This is a genomic window from Klebsiella sp. KP20-425-1, from assembly GCF_025813515.1.
Lineage (GTDB): Bacteria > Pseudomonadota > Gammaproteobacteria > Enterobacterales > Enterobacteriaceae > Klebsiella > Klebsiella pneumoniae.
Window position 1 is genome coordinate 5,064,255 of the sequence record NZ_CP109614.1, and the last position, 17,365, is coordinate 5,081,619.

A 17,365-nucleotide genomic window follows, 5' to 3' on the forward strand; every position below is an offset into this window, starting at 1 on the left:
TTTTACTCCCATCTGTGTTTATTAAATGGGACGGTGCGTGCCGTCCCATTTTTAATTACTTACTTACTTACCGGATCCAACCAGCCCCATTTATCTTGTGTTTCACCGGTGAAGAGGCCAAAGAAGGCTTCCTGAATGCGTTTGGTTACCGGACCGCGACGGCCTGCGCCGACCTGGATGCCGTCCACGCTGCGTACCGGGGTGATTTCCGCCGCAGTGCCGGACATGAAGACTTCATCCGCCAGATACAGGGATTCACGGGACAACACCTGCTCGCGGACTTCGATACCAAGATCTTTCGCCAGCTTGATAATGGCGTCGCGGGTAATGCCCGGCAGCGCGGAAGAGGTAAACGGCGGGGTGAACAGTACACCGTCCTTCACTTCAAACAGGTTTTCCCCTGCGCCTTCGGAGATATAGCCGTTAACATCGAGGGCGATACCTTCCTGATAGCCATGGCGACGCGCTTCACTGCCAACCAGCAGCGAGGAAAGATAATTACCACCGGCTTTCGCTGCCGTCGGGATAGTGTTCGGCGCCGCGCGGTTCCAGGAAGAGACCATTGCATCGATCCCCTGCTCAAGCGCTTCTGCGCCGAGGTAGGCTCCCCATGGGAACGCCGCGATGATCACGTCAGTGTTGTAACCCGGAGGCGGGTTTACCCCCATGCCGACATCGCCAACAAACACCAGCGGACGGATATAAGCGCTGGTCAGATTATTGGTTCGAATGACTTCGCGGCAGGCTTCCATCAGTTCGTCGACGCTCTGGGAGACCGGGAAACGATAAATTTTGGCTGAATCATGCAGACGCTGCATATGTTCGCGATGACGGAACACCACCGGGCCTTTGTGCGAGTCGTAGCAACGGATCCCCTCGAATACCGAGGTACCGTAGTGCAGCGCATGGGACATCACATGAACTTTCGCTTCGCCCCACGGAACCATCTCGCCATTGAACCAAATGTAATCAGCTTTTTTCGTCGTCATTTTTCTTCCTTTGCGCTCAGGCGCGGATTTGTTGTGATGTGGGTTGCTGGATCTCGACGCAGGCAACGTCGACCAGTTTGCTTAATTGACTAAACAGTAATTCGACGGGCCGCGGGCTGGCAACGGTCAATTCGATATTTATGTTCTGTGCGTCCGGCGCGGTTTCCATGTTCATTGCGCAGATGTGGAAACCCCGGTGGCGGACAACGCGCAGCACGCGCTCTAAGGTTTCCGGGTTGAAACGTGCCTGTAAAGCGACCTGATGTTGCATCATGATAATTTCTCCAGCATTTCAGAGTTACTGGCGCCGGGCGGCACCAACGGCCAGACATTCTCAAGTTCGTCGATTGAGACATGAAGCAGGTATGGCCCCTGGCTCGAAAGCATGGTGTCGAGTGCCGCTTCAACCTGGTCTTTACGGGTGATGTGTTGGCCAGGAATACCGAAGGCGCTGGCCAGCGTGAGGAAATCAGGGTTATCAGTCAGAGTGGTTTCGCTATAACGTTCCTGGAAAAACAGCTGCTGCCATTGTCGAACCATCCCTAACCGCTGGTTGTCGAGTAACACGATCTTCAGCGGTAACTGCTTGCGTTTAACGGTGCCCAGCTCCTGTACATTCATCATGAAGGAGCCGTCACCGGAGATACAGATCACCGTATCGTTAGGGCGCGCCACCTGGGCGCCAACGGCGGCCGGCAGGCCAAAGCCCATGGTGCCTAAGCCACTGGAGGTGATAAAGTTTTCCGGGCGGGTATAGCTCATATGCTGAGCCGACCACATCTGGTGCTGGCCAACGTCGGTGGTCACCACGCTGTCCGCCGGCTTGCGGTCGGAAAGCTGCTTCAGCAGCAGCGGCGCGTAGATTGCCTCACCGGGATGATCGTAACGCCAGGCATGCTCGGCACGCAGTGCGGCACTCCGCTCGCGCCAGCCATCGATAGCTAACGGCTGCTGCAGCGCCGGCAGCAGGCAGTTCAGATCGCCTGTCAGACCGATATGCGCCTGACGCAGCTTGTTCAGCTCCGCCGGATCGATGTCCATGTGGATCACTTTGGCATGCGGTGCGAAGGTATTGAGCTTACCGGTCACGCGATCGTCAAAGCGCGCGCCGACGGCGATCAGCAGATCGCACTCCTGTACCGCCAGGTTGGCCGCCTTAGTGCCGTGCATTCCCAGCATGCCGAGATAATAGGGATAATCAGCATCCACCACGCCCAGCCCTTTCAGGGTGCAGGTTGCCGGCATCCTGGTCACCGCCAGGAATTCGCGCAAAGCCGGTACCGCCTGCGCCATGCCGACCCCGCCGCCAACATACAGCATCGGTTGCTGCGATTGGGCCAGCATCTGCAGAGCCTGCGCCACTTCCGCCTGCGGAAATGCCATCTCATCGGCGACGGTAGAGAAATGGGGATCGAGGTCGCCCTGCGCCATCTGAATATCCTTAGGGATATCAACCAGCACCGGACCTGGACGGCCTGAGTTTGCCACCTGGAAAGCCTCAGCAATAACCCGCGGCAGTTCGTCCAGAGACTGCACAAGGAAACTGTGCTTAGTACAGGCCAGTGACAAACCGAGAACGTCTACTTCCTGGAACGCATCCGTGCCGATGAAGGGTGCGGCCACCTGGCCGGTGATGGCTACGATGGGAATAGAGTCAAGCAGGGCATCCGCCAGGCCGGTGATCAGATTGGTCGCGCCCGGGCCGGATGTCGCGATACACACCCCGGTTTTACCGGTTGCTCGCGCATAACCAATGGCCGCCATGGCTGCCCCTTGCTCATGCCGGCACAGCAGGTGCTCCACGCCGCCGTCATACAGTGCATCGTAAACCGGCATAATTGCGCCACCCGGATAGCCAAAAACTGTGTCGACTCCCTGTGTCCGCAAAGCATGTACCACCCACTGCGCGCCATTCATAGTTAGTTCCCCGTCATAAATCGGGAGAAACAGAATTTTATGCTAAAAGTCATCATCTGCTCCTCGCTTAGGTTATTTCAGTTATAAAAAAACCCCCGGACCTTTCGGTGCGGGGGTCTTAGTTCGTTAAGGCTTGATTTCTAAGCCTTTCCTCGTCCAAGTGCAGCCCCGCACGGTGGGATAATAATCACCACCACGCTAACCACGACCAGGCTAATCACTCGTAGAAGGGCTGTCATTTTCTATACTTTCTGGCTTCTTGTTCGAAGGAATACCTAAAGAGTTACCACAGACATCACATAAAGCACAAGATTTTTTTATATCTTCGTTGCTGATCAGCCTAACGGTTTCAATAAAAATAATTGTTTTATATGAAAAAAATCAAAAATGAAAAAAATTCAGTTTTCTCACGCCTGCCGCGCTCTTCGGCGCCCTCTTTGCCAACATAGCTCTGTTTTGCGATCAAACGTCCATTTTCGGCTAAATGTAACGATGTGTCGCGAAAAGTATGGATACGCAGTTCTAAATTCGCACTTTTTCCATTCTCGCTTTACGTCATGCCAACCATAATTCTTCTCTGTCCAGGAGGTTTTATGTCGCTCGCTATCGTCTATACTCGCGCGGCGCTCGGTATCGAAGCGCCATTGATTACCGTTGAGGTTCATCTCAGCAACGGTCTTCCTGGTCTAACTATGGTCGGGCTGCCGGAAACCACCGTGAAAGAGGCCCGCGACCGGGTCCGCAGCGCCCTGATCAACAGCGGCTACGCTTTTCCTGCGAAGAAGATAACCATTAACCTGGCGCCAGCGGATCTGCCCAAAGAAGGCGGACGATACGATCTGCCCATCGCTCTCGCGCTTCTCGTTGCCTCAGAGCAGCTCAACACGACGCGACTGAATCAATATGAGTTTGTGGGCGAACTCGCCCTTACAGGTGGGTTACGAGGCGTTCCAGGGGCGATCCCCAGCGCAATGGAGGCCATCAAAGCCGGCCGGCGCATTGTCGTCTCCTCTGACAATGCGGCGGAGGTCGGCCTGATCGGCGGCAGCGATTGTCTGGTCGCCGACCATCTGCAGGAGGTTTGCGCATTTCTTGCGGGGCAGACATCGCTTTCGCCGCCTCTCGCCGAGGCGCCTGCTCGGGATGAACGCTACGAAGATCTGCTCGATGTTATCGGCCAGCAGCAGGGCAAACGAGCGCTGGAGATTGTGGCCGCCGGTGGTCACAACCTGCTCCTGATAGGCCCGCCCGGGACCGGGAAAACCATGCTAGCCAGCCGACTCCCCGGTCTCCTGCCGCCATTAAGCAATCAGGAAGCGCTGGAGAGCGCGGCCATACAGAGTCTGGTCAACCTCCACACCGCAAAGACGCGGTGGCGTCAGAGGCCGTTCCGCGCCCCCCACCATAGCGCCTCGCTGGCAGCGATGGTGGGCGGCGGCTCGATACCGGTCCCCGGTGAGATTTCCCTGGCCCATAATGGCGTGCTGTTTCTTGATGAACTGCCGGAGTTTGAGCGGCGGGTACTGGATGCGCTACGCGAACCCATTGAGTCAGGCAAGATCCACATATCACGCTCGCGCGCCAAAATTGACTATCCGGCGCGCTTTCAGCTTATTGCAGCGATGAATCCAAGCCCGACAGGACATTATCAGGGTAAACATAATCGTGCATCGCCGGAGCAGACATTGCGCTACCTTGGACGCCTGTCAGGCCCCTTCCTCGACCGCTTCGATCTTTCCTTAGAGATCCCATTGCCGCCGCCAGGAATACTGAGTCAGGGCTCGCAGGGCGAAGAATCGAGCGCAACGGTCCGGCAGCGGGTGCTGGCGGCGCGTGAACGACAAATGCTCAGGCAAAATAAACTCAATGCCCATCTTGAGAATCGTGAAATGAAGAACTGCTGCCGCTTAAGGCGGGAGGATGCTGTCTGGCTGGAACAGACGCTAACGCAGCTGGGGCTTTCTATTCGCGCCTGGCAGCGTCTGTTAAAGGTTGCGAGAACCATTGCCGATCTGGCAGAGGTTGAAGAGATTGAACGCTGTCATTTGCAGGAGGCGCTCAGCTATCGGGCAATTGATCGGATGCTCAACCATCTGCAGAAAATGATGGCGTAAAAAAAGGGCTTACGCCCTTTTTTCTTAGTCATCGCTTTCGGTGTAATCGTCAGCGCCTTCCATCTGCGGTTTGCCGCCGGACAGAGTATGGAAACGCTTCGGCCGCTTGATACGCGCCATATACTTAATCCATACGCGTTCTGCTTCCGTCACCGGCTCACGTTCACCACGGCACACCGAGACAAATTGTTTTTCATCTTCGGTAACAGGTTCGCGCTTACCCAGTTCCAGTTCGTTAAAGGCATAACCATGACGTTCCAGCAGTTGCGCCTCTTTGATGGTGAAATCACCGTGACGGGAGAACCCGCGTGGATAATTTTTATTGTCGAAAAAACGATTAGTCGTCGTAAAGCTTTCCGCCATCCTACACGCTCCTGATTCTTTGGCCGAGCTATTTATGGCGCGGAGTATTAGTTACGCTTGACAGAGCGTCAAACAAAACATTTAAATCATCACGACAAATAATTTTGTGGAGAACGGTGTGGATACGGAATTGCTCAAGACTTTCCTGGAAGTGAGTAGAACTCGTCACTTTGGGCGAGCAGCAGAGGCGCTTTACCTGACACAGTCAGCAGTCAGCTTTCGTATTCGTCAGCTGGAAAATCAACTTGGTGTGAATCTGTTCACCCGTCATCGTAATAACATCCGCCTGACGACCGCCGGCGAAAAGCTCCTCCCCTATGCCGAAACGCTCATGAATACCTGGCAGGCTGCGCGCAAGGAGGTGGCACACTCTTCGCGACATAATGAATTCTCCATTGGGGCCAGCGCCTCCCTGTGGGAATGTATGCTTAACAGCTGGCTCGGTACCCTCTACAGCGCACCTTACAATCTCCAGTTTGAAGCCCGTATCGCGCAGCGGCAGTCGTTGGTTAAACAGCTTCACGAACGCCAGTTGGATCTGCTGATCACCACCGAATCGCCGAAGATGGATGAATTAAGCAGCCAGCTGTTGGGTAATTTTACTCTTGCCCTGTATTGCGCATCGCCTGCAAAAAACAGAAATGAATTGAATTACTTGCGCCTTGAATGGGGGCCTGATTTTCAGCAAAACGAAGTGGGACTGATAGGAAGCGATGATGTTCCGCTGCTCACTACCTCTTCAGCTGAACTGATCTATCAGCAATTATCGCGCCTGAACGGCTGCTGTTGGCTACCTGTTCGCTGGGCGAAAGAGAAGCATGGGTTACATACGGTCATGGACAGCGCTACGTTATCCCGTCCACTTTATGCGATCTGGTTACAAAATAGCGATAAGCAGGCGCAGATCCATGAGATCCTGAAAAACCCTATTCTGGAATAAACGCTACTCTCCATGGACGGAGATCAGCAAGGTATTTTCGTCGGGGATATTGCCAATGGAGATTAGAGATAAAAAAAAATCCTTTGCCTGAGCAAAGGATTCTTATAAATGGCAGGGGCGGAGAGACTCGAACTCCCAACACCCGGTTTTGGAGACCGGTGCTCTACCAATTGAACTACGCCCCTAAAATTTTCTTACCACTAAGCCTGCTATTTGAGCAGGCTTAATGTTAAATAAGTGGCGGAACGGACGGGACTCGAACCCGCGACCCCCTGCGTGACAGGCAGGTATTCTAACCGACTGAACTACCGCTCCACCGAATTTCTTCGCTTTATTACCACCGGTTGTCACCCCGGCTTACTGCAATTTGATGCCTGGCAGTTCCCTACTCTCACATGGGGAGACCCCACACTACCATCGGCGCTACGGCGTTTCACTTCTGAGTTCGGCATGGGGTCAGGTGGGACCACCGCGCTAGTGCCGCCAGGCAAATTCTGTTTTATCAACACGTTTCACCAACGTATCGATTAATCTGTATCAGAGCTGAAAATTCTCTCAATCCGCCAAAACATCTTCGGCGTTGTAAGGTTAAGCCTCACGGTTCATTAGTACCGGTTAGCTCAACGCATCGCTGCGCTTACACACCCGGCCTATCAACGTCATCGTCTTTAACGTTCCTTCAGGAGACTTAAAGTCTCAGGGAGAACTCATCTCGGGGCAAGTTTCGTGCTTAGATGCTTTCAGCACTTATCTCTTCCGCATTTAGCTACCGGGCAGTGCCATTGGCATGACAACCCGAACACCAGTGATGCGTCCACTCCGGTCCTCTCGTACTAGGAGCAGCCCCCCTCAATTCTCCAGCGCCCACGGCAGATAGGGACCGAACTGTCTCACGACGTTCTAAACCCAGCTCGCGTACCACTTTAAATGGCGAACAGCCATACCCTTGGGACCTACTTCAGCCCCAGGATGTGATGAGCCGACATCGAGGTGCCAAACACCGCCGTCGATATGAACTCTTGGGCGGTATCAGCCTGTTATCCCCGGAGTACCTTTTATCCGTTGAGCGATGGCCCTTCCATTCAGAACCACCGGATCACTATGACCTGCTTTCGCACCTGCTCGCGCCGTCACGCTCGCAGTCAAGCTAGCTTATGCCATTGCACTAACCTCCTGATGTCCGACCAGGATTAGCTAACCTTCGTGCTCCTCCGTTACGCTTTGGGAGGAGACCGCCCCAGTCAAACTACCCACCAGACACTGTCCGCAACCCCGGTAAGGGGCCAACGTTAGAACATCAAACATTAAAGGGTGGTATTTCAAGGTTGGCTCCACGCAGACTGGCGTCCACGCTTCAAAGCCTCCCACCTATCCTACACATCAAGGCTCAATGTTCAGTGTCAAGCTATAGTAAAGGTTCACGGGGTCTTTCCGTCTTGCCGCGGGTACACTGCATCTTCACAGCGAGTTCAATTTCACTGAGTCTCGGGTGGAGACAGCCTGGCCATCATTACGCCATTCGTGCAGGTCGGAACTTACCCGACAAGGAATTTCGCTACCTTAGGACCGTTATAGTTACGGCCGCCGTTTACCGGGGCTTCGATCAAGAGCTTCTCCTTACGGATAACCCCATCAATTAACCTTCCGGCACCGGGCAGGCGTCACACCGTATACGTCCACTTTCGTGTTTGCACAGTGCTGTGTTTTTAATAAACAGTTGCAGCCAGCTGGTATCTTCGACTGGTCTCAGCTCCATCCGCAGGGACTTCACCTACACACCAGCGTGCCTTCTCCCGAAGTTACGGCACCATTTTGCCTAGTTCCTTCACCCGAGTTCTCTCAAGCGCCTTGGTATTCTCTACCTGACCACCTGTGTCGGTTTGGGGTACGATTTGATGTTACCTGATGCTTAGAGGCTTTTCCTGGAAGCAGGGCATTTGTTACTTCAGCACCGTAGTGCCTCGTCATCACACCTCAGCCTTGATTATCCGGATTTGCCTGGATAACCAGCCTACATGCTTAAACCGGGACAACCGTCGCCCGGCTAACATAGCCTTCTCCGTCCCCCCTTCGCAGTAACACCAAGTACAGGAATATTAACCTGTTTCCCATCGACTACGCCTTTCGGCCTCGCCTTAGGGGTCGACTCACCCTGCCCCGATTAACGTTGGACAGGAACCCTTGGTCTTCCGGCGAGCGGGCTTTTCACCCGCTTTATCGTTACTTATGTCAGCATTCGCACTTCTGATACCTCCAGCAACCCTCACAGGTCACCTTCGCAGGCTTACAGAACGCTCCCCTACCCAACAACACATAGTGTCGCTGCCGCAGCTTCGGTGCATGGTTTAGCCCCGTTACATCTTCCGCGCAGGCCGACTCGACCAGTGAGCTATTACGCTTTCTTTAAATGATGGCTGCTTCTAAGCCAACATCCTGGCTGTCTGTGCCTTCCCACATCGTTTCCCACTTAACCATGACTTTGGGACCTTAGCTGGCGGTCTGGGTTGTTTCCCTCTTCACGACGGACGTTAGCACCCGCCGTGTGTCTCCCGTGATAACATTCTTCGGTATTCGTAGTTTGCATCGGGTTGGTAAGTCGGGATGACCCCCTAGCCGAAACAGTGCTCTACCCCCGAAGATGAATTCACGAGGCGCTACCTAAATAGCTTTCGGGGAGAACCAGCTATCTCCCGGTTTGATTGGCCTTTCACCCCCAGCCACAAGTCATCCGCTAATTTTTCAACATTAGTCGGTTCGGTCCTCCAGTTAGTGTTACCCAACCTTCAACCTGCCCATGGCTAGATCACCGGGTTTCGGGTCTATACCCTGCAACTTAACGCCCAGTTAAGACTCGGTTTCCCTGCGGCTCCCCTATACGGTTAACCTTGCTACAGAATATAAGTCGCTGACCCATTATACAAAAGGTACGCAGTCACACCCGAAGGTGCTCCCACTGCTTGTACGTACACGGTTTCAGGTTCTTTTTCACTCCCCTCGCCGGGGTTCTTTTCGCCTTTCCCTCACGGTACTGGTTCACTATCGGTCAGTCAGGAGTATTTAGCCTTGGAGGATGGTCCCCCCATATTCAGACAGGATACCACGTGTCCCGCCCTACTCTTCGAGTTCACAGCCTGTGCATTTTGGTGTACGGGACTATCACCCTGTACCGTCGGACTTTCCAGACCGTTCCACTAACACACAAGCTGATTCAGACTCTGGGCTGCTCCCCGTTCGCTCGCCGCTACTGGGGGAATCTCGGTTGATTTCTTTTCCTCGGGGTACTTAGATGTTTCAGTTCCCCCGGTTCGCCTCGTTAACCTATGTATTCAGTTAACGATAGTGCAACGAATTGCACTGGGTTTCCCCATTCGGACATCGCCGGCTGTAACGGTTCATATCACCTTACCGACGCTTTTCGCAGATTAGCACGTCCTTCATCGCCTCTGACTGCCAGGGCATCCACCGTGTACGCTTAGTCGCTTAACCTCACAACCCGAAGATGTTTCACTTCTGATTGCGAAAATTTGAGAGACTCGAACACACATTAACTGTGTGTCGTTTCAATTTTCAGCTTGATCCAGATTTTTAAAGAGCAAAACTTCGCAGTGCACCTTTTCAGGTTCACTCTGAAGTTTTCTTGTGTTCGCAGTAAAGATGGTGGAGCTATGCGGGATCGAACCGCAGACCTCCTGCGTGCAAAGCAGGCGCTCTCCCAGCTGAGCTATAGCCCCATCGTTTGCAACCTCTTCAAATTTGCTTCGCAAATTTGGTAGGCCTGAGTGGACTTGAACCACCGACCTCACCCTTATCAGGGGTGCGCTCTAACCACCTGAGCTACAAGCCTGCAGAGATTACTTACTGCTCTATTTTCATCAGACAATCTGTGTGAGCACTGCAAAGGCAGGTTCTTTAAGGTAAGGAGGTGATCCAACCGCAGGTTCCCCTACGGTTACCTTGTTACGACTTCACCCCAGTCATGAATCACAAAGTGGTAAGCGCCCTCCCGAAGGTTAAGCTACCTACTTCTTTTGCAACCCACTCCCATGGTGTGACGGGCGGTGTGTACAAGGCCCGGGAACGTATTCACCGTAGCATTCTGATCTACGATTACTAGCGATTCCGACTTCATGGAGTCGAGTTGCAGACTCCAATCCGGACTACGACATACTTTATGAGGTCCGCTTGCTCTCGCGAGGTCGCTTCTCTTTGTATATGCCATTGTAGCACGTGTGTAGCCCTGGTCGTAAGGGCCATGATGACTTGACGTCATCCCCACCTTCCTCCAGTTTATCACTGGCAGTCTCCTTTGAGTTCCCGGCCGAACCGCTGGCAACAAAGGATAAGGGTTGCGCTCGTTGCGGGACTTAACCCAACATTTCACAACACGAGCTGACGACAGCCATGCAGCACCTGTCTCACAGTTCCCGAAGGCACCAATCCATCTCTGGAAAGTTCTGTGGATGTCAAGACCAGGTAAGGTTCTTCGCGTTGCATCGAATTAAACCACATGCTCCACCGCTTGTGCGGGCCCCCGTCAATTCATTTGAGTTTTAACCTTGCGGCCGTACTCCCCAGGCGGTCGATTTAACGCGTTAGCTCCGGAAGCCACGCCTCAAGGGCACAACCTCCAAATCGACATCGTTTACGGCGTGGACTACCAGGGTATCTAATCCTGTTTGCTCCCCACGCTTTCGCACCTGAGCGTCAGTCTTTGTCCAGGGGGCCGCCTTCGCCACCGGTATTCCTCCAGATCTCTACGCATTTCACCGCTACACCTGGAATTCTACCCCCCTCTACAAGACTCTAGCCTGCCAGTTTCGAATGCAGTTCCCAGGTTGAGCCCGGGGATTTCACATCCGACTTGACAGACCGCCTGCGTGCGCTTTACGCCCAGTAATTCCGATTAACGCTTGCACCCTCCGTATTACCGCGGCTGCTGGCACGGAGTTAGCCGGTGCTTCTTCTGCGGGTAACGTCAATCGCCAAGGTTATTAACCTTAACGCCTTCCTCCCCGCTGAAAGTGCTTTACAACCCGAAGGCCTTCTTCACACACGCGGCATGGCTGCATCAGGCTTGCGCCCATTGTGCAATATTCCCCACTGCTGCCTCCCGTAGGAGTCTGGACCGTGTCTCAGTTCCAGTGTGGCTGGTCATCCTCTCAGACCAGCTAGGGATCGTCGCCTAGGTGAGCCGTTACCCCACCTACTAGCTAATCCCATCTGGGCACATCTGATGGCATGAGGCCCGAAGGTCCCCCACTTTGGTCTTGCGACATTATGCGGTATTAGCTACCGTTTCCAGTAGTTATCCCCCTCCATCAGGCAGTTTCCCAGACATTACTCACCCGTCCGCCGCTCGTCACCCGAGAGCAAGCTCTCTGTGCTACCGCTCGACTTGCATGTGTTAGGCCTGCCGCCAGCGTTCAATCTGAGCCATGATCAAACTCTTCAATTTAAGTTTGATGCTCAAAGAATTAAACTTCGTAATGAATTACGTGTTCACTCTTGAGACTTGGTATTCATTTTTCGTCCGAGGACGTTAAGAATCCATGTCACTTTGAGTGCCCACACAGATTGTCTGATAAATTGTTAAAGAGCAGTTGCAACGCGGCTTTCAGCTCACCGTTGCGAGGTCCCGTATAATACGTTTTCCTCATTCAGAGTCAAGCCCTTATTTTGCTTTTCTCTGTCAGTTTTTAGCGCTGAACTTCACCGCTAAAACCCTGCTGACCCGGCGGCTTGCTTGCCGTTGTTCCGTGTCAGTGGAGGCGCATTATAGGGAGTTCTGAGACGTTGACAAGCCCTGTTTTCAAAAAATTATTCAACCGTCTCTTTTTTGTGCAAAACGCCCTTAGAGCGGTAATTTTTCCAGCGTCGAGAAGCCATAGCGACGCAGAACGGGTAAAAGCTGTTCTGTTTCTGCCGTCAGCGCCATGCAGAATGCTTTATTCTCGTCGCTGGACTTCGCATCCGGCGCTTCATGCTCTAACAGCCAGGCGGTGCGACGGGCAATCGCCGCGCCGGAATCGATCAGCCGTGTGCCTTCCGGCAGAACGCGCTGCAGCTCCTCCTGTAAAAGAGGAAAGTGGGTGCAGCCCAGCACCACCGTATCCGGCGGCTCCTGCATCCGCAGCCATGGGCGCAGGATACGGCGCAGCTCTTCTAACGGCACAGGCTCGCCGTGCAGCTTCGCTTCCGCCAGCTCCACCAGCTCCGCCGACCCCAGCATTTCAATCCGACATTCATTGGCAAAGCGGTCGATCAGCTCACGGGTATAAGGACGCTTTACGGTACCGCGCGTCGCCAGCAGGCCAACAATGCCGTTCGCCGTTAAACGGGCGGCGGGCTTGATCGCCGGCACCACGCCAACGACGGGGAAAGCGAACTTTTCACGCAGGGCAGGCAGGGAGACGGTACTGGCGGTATTGCAGGCGATCACCGCCAGCGCCAAGGGATAACGCTGCTGGACAGCGGTGACGATTTCCACAACGCGCTCAACGATAAACTCCTCGCTCTTCTCGCCATAGGGGAAGGCAACGTTATCGAAAGCATAGATGTAATGCAGATTCGGCAGCAGCTGCCGAATCTCATTATAAACCGACAACCCACCGACGCCGGAATCAAACACCAGCACGGTGGGACGTGGATCAGAAGGTGTAGCTGCCAGACAAGGTGTATTCCCGTCCTGCAGATTGGTAGCCATAAACTGTCTCGTAATCTTTATCGAACAGGTTGGCTATTTTACCACGAACTGTCAGGTGTGAGGTGACGGGATACGATAAACCGACATCCCAGAGGCTCAGACCGCCCATTTTGACATCGCGCCCATTGTCGTAGTCATCATCGTAACGCTTGCCGAGGTACTGATACATCACGTTCCAGTCAAGATCGTAGATCTGTCCGGTCAGTTCATACTTCACTTGTTGCTTCGCGCGGCGATAGAGTACCTTGCCAGTATCATCATCACGCGGATCGACATACTGCAACGTCAGATGATGCTCCACCGGGCCAGTCGTCACGTTCCCCGTCCACTCCAGACCTTTAATCGTGGCTGACTTCACGTTGATATATTGATTGTTTTTATAGTCGATCAGGTTTTGAATCTCATAATGATATGCTGAGATTCGCCAATCCAGCGGCCCCGTTAGCCCGTCAATTCCGGCTTCCCACTGTTTAGATTCTTCCGGCTTCAGGTTTGGGTTGGAAGCAATGCCAGGCCCATAAAACGAAGCAAAACGCGTCGCGCCATATTGCTGACCCAGTGACGGCGCCAGGAATCCGGTACCGTAAGAGAGCGTAGCCCGGTAGCCATCAATAAACTCCCAGCCTGCCGCAGTCTGCCAAGTACCGTGCCATCCGAACTGCTCGTCATGATCCTCACGTCCGGATGCTTCCAGGGTCACACTGTCAATCTGCTGCTGCCCGGTCAGGTAAAGACCGGTGGTATCGCGTTTGTAGGCATCAGACAATGTTGTGCTACTGGAGGTGAGCTTTTCTTGCTTCCAGTCGACGCCGCCACTAATCGCCCCGTGCCCAACCTCAATGTTATTACCCCACTGGATATAGCGCTGTTCCATATCATCCAGGGTGGTGCCCGCGGCATAGCGGCCAGCGTCGCTGCTGTAGTTGTAATCTTTGATGCGCTGATAGTTAGCAATCAGCTGGGAGGAATAGATACCGGAGCTGTAACGCAGACCCGTATCCCAGGACTGCGTGTAATTCTGTCTTTCATCATTGCCGCCAACATAGCCATACGAGCCCTGATCGTAGTCAGTATTGGCTGTGTAACCATAGCCCCGGAAGAAACCAGAGAAGTTATCGTCAAACTTATGTTGCACACCGCCCAGGAAAAGCTTGTTACGATAGCCATCACGATCGCTGTCGCCGCTGTACGGCGAATTCGGCTGGACGTTAAAACCTTTTGTGGTCTGATAAGCACCAGCTGCAGTCACTACGGTATCGCCAAAACGTTTATTAATGGCGCCGTCATAAGTCTGATAACCGTTACTCCCCATTCCGACGTTAACCTGTGAACGGTCTGAATCGGTCATGGTGATGATGTTCACCACCCCGCCGATCGCTCCGGAGCCGTACACCGCGGAGCGCGGGCCGCGGATGTATTCCACCCGCTGGACCAGTGAGATAGGGATCTGACTGATATCTACGCCGTTGGAGATCCCCGGACGCGCCATCGGCACACCGTCGATCAGCACCAGCACGTGACGAGCCTCCGTCCCCCGAACATACAACGAAGCGCTCTGCCCCATGCCGCCGTTGCGGGCAATATCAACGCCGGGAAGACGACGCATGACATCGTTTAAATCTTTGGACTGCCAGCGGTCGATGTCATCGCGCGTCACAATGTCGGTCGGCGCCAGCACGGTATTGACCGGCTGTTGAAAACGGTTTGCTGTCACCACCAACGTATCTGAATTGCTATCCTGCGCCCAGCCGGAAAATGCCGTGACGGATAAGGCCGCCATCAGCGAAGCTTTTTTAATCATTGTAAAAGCATCCGAAACAGAAAAAGGATGCCGCAGGTTTTATCAGTTGCTCGCGACGATAAAACCCAGTGCGACGTATTCCGGCAGGTCTTCGGGCTTGGAGGCTGTTTCAAGAAATAATGACTTCCCACGGCTAGCCGCAGTGTCTGCACCGAGTGCGCTCATTTCTCACCTTCCTTACCGCTGCGCGTCAGCCCCAGATTTCCACTGGGTTCCCTTTTAACTCACAGGACCGGTAGGCGAATGCTACAATCAGAACCATATAGATGTCCAGACTGCTAATTATATTTCCCGCGGCATTCGAGGCTGGACATCCCCGGCGCTTTCCCTACAATCCCCGCGTACTTATTTTATTCAGGATACATCATGACCCCCGAACACCTTCCTACCGAACAATACGAAGCGCAGCTGGCAGAAAAAGTCGTCCGTTTGCAAACCATGATGGCGCCTTTTGCCGCGCCGGTTCCGGAAGTGTTTCGTTCGCCGGTCAGCCACTACCGTATGCGCGCCGAGTTCCGTCTGTGGCACGATGGCGACGATCTGTACCATATTATTTTCGATCAGCAGACCCGGTCGCGGATTCGCGTTGACAGCTTCCCGGCCGCCAGCGCGCTGATCAATCAGCTGATGACCGCCATGCTGGAGGGCGTACGCAACAATCCCGTGCTACGCCAGAAGCTGTTCCAGATTGACTATCTGACCACCCTCAGCAACCAGGCGGTCGTTTCGCTGCTGTATCATAAAAAGCTGGACGATGCCTGGCGTGAGCAAGCGGAGGCGCTGCGTGACGCCCTGCGAGCCCAGGGGCTCAATGTGCATCTGATTGGGCGGGCGACCAAAACCAAAATCGAGCTCGATCAAGACTATATAGATGAACGCCTGCCGGTTGGCGGGCGGGAGATGATCTACCGTCAGGTGGAAAACAGCTTTACCCAACCGAACGCGGCCATGAACATTCAGATGCTGGAGTGGGCACTGGATGTCACCAAAGGGGCGACTGGCGACCTGCTGGAATTGTACTGCGGCAACGGTAACTTCTCGCTGGCGCTGGCACGTAATTTCGATCGCGTATTGGCCACCGAAATCGCCAAACCGTCGGTGGCGGCGGCGCAGTACAACATCGCCGCTAACCATATCGACAACGTGCAGATTATCCGCATGGCGGCGGAAGAGTTTACTCAGGCGATGAACGGGGTGCGGCAGTTCAACCGGCTGCAGGGTATCGATCTGCATAGCTATCAGTGCGAAACCATCTTCGTCGATCCACCGCGCAGCGGGCTGGACAGCGAGACGGAAAAAATGGTGCAGGCCTATCCGCGTATTTTGTACATTTCGTGCAACCCGGAAACGCTGTGTCGCAATCTGGAAACGCTAAGCCAGACGCACAACGTTACCCGGCTGGCGCTGTTCGACCAGTTCCCGTATACCCATCACATGGAGTGCGGCGTCCTGCTGACCCGCAAATAGGCCCAAAAAAACCGGCAACGTCATATTGCCGGTTTTTTTACCACTGGCGGCTTACTCGGCTGCGGTATCTTTGCGGTTACGCATCTTGTAGCCGATCCAGAAGACCATCGCGACGGACAGAACGGCCGGGAAGAAGTTAGAACCGATATCCGGGTACTCCGCACGCACGACGGTGCTGTACAACAGCACCCCGAGAATAAAAAAGGCGGCGGCCAGGCCCGGTAGCCCAACGGGCATACTGCGATTCTGATAGCGCTGATGCAGACAGTAGACCGTCAGCAGCAGGGATAAAATGGGGAAGACGGAAAACGGAACTATCGAACTGAACAGCGCCGCAAAGGCGCCATTAATGGATAACCCGGCAATCAGCGCCAGCAGCAGCGTACCTTTATCTTGAACTGAGTGTTTCATTGCTCGTCCTTCACGTTATTCGGAATGATGTGACATTTTTTCTTGTTCACGGCGATACCAGTAATACGCGCCTTTCGAGATCATTCGAAGCTGCAGTACCAACCGTTCCTCCAGCTGCCGGCGCTGCTCAGGGCCGACATCCAGCGCTTCCGCGCCAGCGCTAAAAACGATGGTGACCATAGCTTCAGCCTGCGCTTCGGTAAAGGCGCGCGGCATATGGTTTTCGAGTTCTAAATAGTCGGCGAGTTCCGCAATAAAGTGCTGGATCTCGCGTGCGACGGCGGCGCGAAACGCCGCAGAAGTTCCCGAGCGCTCGCGCAGCAGCAGGCGGAAGGCGTTCGGGTTGTTACCGATAAATTCCATAAAGGTGGAGACCGAGGTGCGGATCACGCTGCCGCCTTTGGCTATCCGCTGGCGCGCCTGGCGCATCAGCTGGCGCAGCATCAGTCCGCTCTCATCGACCATCGTCAGGCCCAGCTCATCGACGTCGCGAAAATGACGATAAAAGGACGTCGGCGCGATCCCTGCTTCCCGGGCCACTTCACGCAAGCTCAGGCTGGCGAAACTCCGCTCAGCGCTAAGTTGACTGAATGCCGCTTCCACCAGCGAACGGCGGGTTTTTTCTTTTTGTTGTGCTCTTACGCCCATCACGATGTATGA

General features: G+C 54.1%; 13 protein-coding genes, 4 tRNA genes, 3 rRNA genes and 1 riboswitch. Of the genes, 3 read left to right on the forward strand and 17 right to left on the reverse strand.

What is annotated here, in order from left to right; translation table 11 throughout:
• Positions 1-59: 59 nt before the first annotated feature.
• From ilvE to ilvL, 5 genes are all read right to left on the reverse strand, one after another.
• Positions 60-989 carry a branched-chain-amino-acid transaminase gene (gene ilvE, locus OHJ17_RS24675; RefSeq protein WP_032422068.1) on the reverse strand — a complete coding sequence of 310 codons (930 nt, stop codon included), beginning with the start codon at positions 987-989 and terminating at the stop codon, positions 60-62.
• 16 nt (positions 990-1,005) lie between these two features.
• Entirely contained in the window at positions 1,006-1,263 is a 258-nt protein-coding gene (gene ilvM, locus OHJ17_RS24680; RefSeq protein WP_002883170.1) for an acetolactate synthase 2 small subunit, read from the reverse strand.
• Positions 1,260-2,906 (reverse strand): acetolactate synthase 2 catalytic subunit, encoded by a 1,647-nt coding sequence (gene ilvG, locus OHJ17_RS24685; protein ID WP_012737117.1) that lies wholly within the window; start codon positions 2,904-2,906, stop codon positions 1,260-1,262. Before ilvG ends, ilvM begins: the two co-directional genes overlap by 4 nt.
• Before the next feature lie 2 nt (positions 2,907-2,908).
• Positions 2,909-2,962 carry a peptide IlvX gene (gene ilvX / locus OHJ17_RS26500; RefSeq protein WP_201281575.1) on the reverse strand — a complete coding sequence of 18 codons (54 nt, stop codon included), beginning with the start codon at positions 2,960-2,962 and terminating at the stop codon, positions 2,909-2,911.
• An 84-nt stretch (positions 2,963-3,046) separates the two neighbouring features.
• Positions 3,047-3,145, reverse strand: coding sequence for an ilv operon leader peptide (ilvL, locus tag OHJ17_RS24690; protein WP_130568688.1), 99 nt, complete (start codon positions 3,143-3,145; stop codon positions 3,047-3,049).
• Positions 3,146-3,499: 354 nt separating this feature from the next.
• Between ilvL and OHJ17_RS24695 the strand changes: the two genes are divergently transcribed.
• Positions 3,500-5,020, forward strand: a complete 1,521-nt coding sequence (locus OHJ17_RS24695) for a YifB family Mg chelatase-like AAA ATPase (protein ID WP_002883134.1) — start codon at positions 3,500-3,502, stop codon at positions 5,018-5,020.
• A 24-nt stretch (positions 5,021-5,044) separates the two neighbouring features.
• Here the strand turns inward: OHJ17_RS24695 and OHJ17_RS24700 are convergent, their stop codons facing one another.
• Positions 5,045-5,383, reverse strand: coding sequence for a MaoP family protein (locus OHJ17_RS24700; protein ID WP_004146520.1), 339 nt, complete (start codon positions 5,381-5,383; stop codon positions 5,045-5,047).
• A gap of 118 nt (positions 5,384-5,501) precedes the next feature.
• On the opposite strand from OHJ17_RS24700, the gene hdfR reads away from it, so the two are divergent.
• Positions 5,502-6,323 carry an HTH-type transcriptional regulator HdfR gene (gene hdfR / locus OHJ17_RS24705; RefSeq protein WP_004181639.1) on the forward strand — a complete coding sequence of 274 codons (822 nt, stop codon included), beginning with the start codon at positions 5,502-5,504 and terminating at the stop codon, positions 6,321-6,323.
• 109 nt (positions 6,324-6,432) lie between these two features.
• Here the strand turns inward: hdfR and OHJ17_RS24710 are convergent.
• The 9 genes from OHJ17_RS24710 to btuB all read right to left on the reverse strand — a co-directional run bounded on the left by OHJ17_RS24710 (position 6,433) and on the right by btuB (position 14,827).
• Positions 6,433-6,508: transfer RNA gene (locus OHJ17_RS24710), tRNA-Trp, on the reverse strand.
• A 53-nt stretch (positions 6,509-6,561) separates the two neighbouring features.
• A tRNA-Asp gene (locus OHJ17_RS24715) sits at positions 6,562-6,638 on the reverse strand.
• A gap of 57 nt (positions 6,639-6,695) precedes the next feature.
• Positions 6,696-6,811, reverse strand: a 5S ribosomal RNA gene (gene rrf / locus OHJ17_RS24720).
• A gap of 96 nt (positions 6,812-6,907) precedes the next feature.
• Positions 6,908-9,809, reverse strand: a 23S ribosomal RNA gene (locus OHJ17_RS24725).
• A 169-nt stretch (positions 9,810-9,978) separates the two neighbouring features.
• Positions 9,979-10,054: transfer RNA gene (locus OHJ17_RS24730), tRNA-Ala, on the reverse strand.
• Between the two features lie 36 nt (positions 10,055-10,090).
• A tRNA-Ile gene (locus OHJ17_RS24735) sits at positions 10,091-10,167 on the reverse strand.
• Positions 10,168-10,238: 71 nt separating this feature from the next.
• Positions 10,239-11,778 (reverse strand): 16S ribosomal RNA (locus OHJ17_RS24740).
• The 16S, 23S and 5S rRNA genes sit together here with 4 tRNA genes alongside, the layout of an rRNA operon.
• A 396-nt stretch (positions 11,779-12,174) precedes the next feature.
• Entirely contained in the window at positions 12,175-13,026 is an 852-nt protein-coding gene (gene murI / locus OHJ17_RS24745; protein WP_002883026.1) for a glutamate racemase, read from the reverse strand.
• On the reverse strand, positions 12,971-14,827 hold the full coding sequence (gene btuB / locus OHJ17_RS24750) for a TonB-dependent vitamin B12 receptor BtuB (RefSeq protein WP_004187835.1): 1,857 nt from the start codon (positions 14,825-14,827) through the stop codon (positions 12,971-12,973). Before btuB ends, murI begins: the two co-directional genes overlap by 56 nt.
• A 64-nt stretch (positions 14,828-14,891) precedes the next feature.
• Positions 14,892-15,079: riboswitch (cobalamin riboswitch) on the reverse strand.
• A gap of 114 nt (positions 15,080-15,193) precedes the next feature.
• Here btuB and trmA point away from each other — a divergent pair.
• Positions 15,194-16,294: a tRNA (uridine(54)-C5)-methyltransferase TrmA gene (gene trmA / locus OHJ17_RS24755; protein ID WP_002883023.1), complete on the forward strand. Its 1,101-nt coding sequence runs from the start codon at positions 15,194-15,196 to the stop codon at positions 16,292-16,294.
• A 51-nt stretch (positions 16,295-16,345) separates the two neighbouring features.
• Here trmA and OHJ17_RS24760 read toward each other — a convergent pair whose 3' ends face one another.
• Together OHJ17_RS24760 and fabR are read right to left on the reverse strand one after the other, a co-directional pair.
• The gene (locus OHJ17_RS24760; protein ID WP_002883021.1) at positions 16,346-16,705 is read right to left on the reverse strand and encodes a YijD family membrane protein; all 360 of its coding nucleotides are present in this window, start codon (positions 16,703-16,705) and stop codon (positions 16,346-16,348) included.
• A gap of 15 nt (positions 16,706-16,720) precedes the next feature.
• On the reverse strand, positions 16,721-17,356 hold the full coding sequence (fabR, locus tag OHJ17_RS24765; protein ID WP_004151856.1) for an HTH-type transcriptional repressor FabR: 636 nt from the start codon (positions 17,354-17,356) through the stop codon (positions 16,721-16,723).
• Positions 17,357-17,365 lie beyond the last annotated feature (9 nt).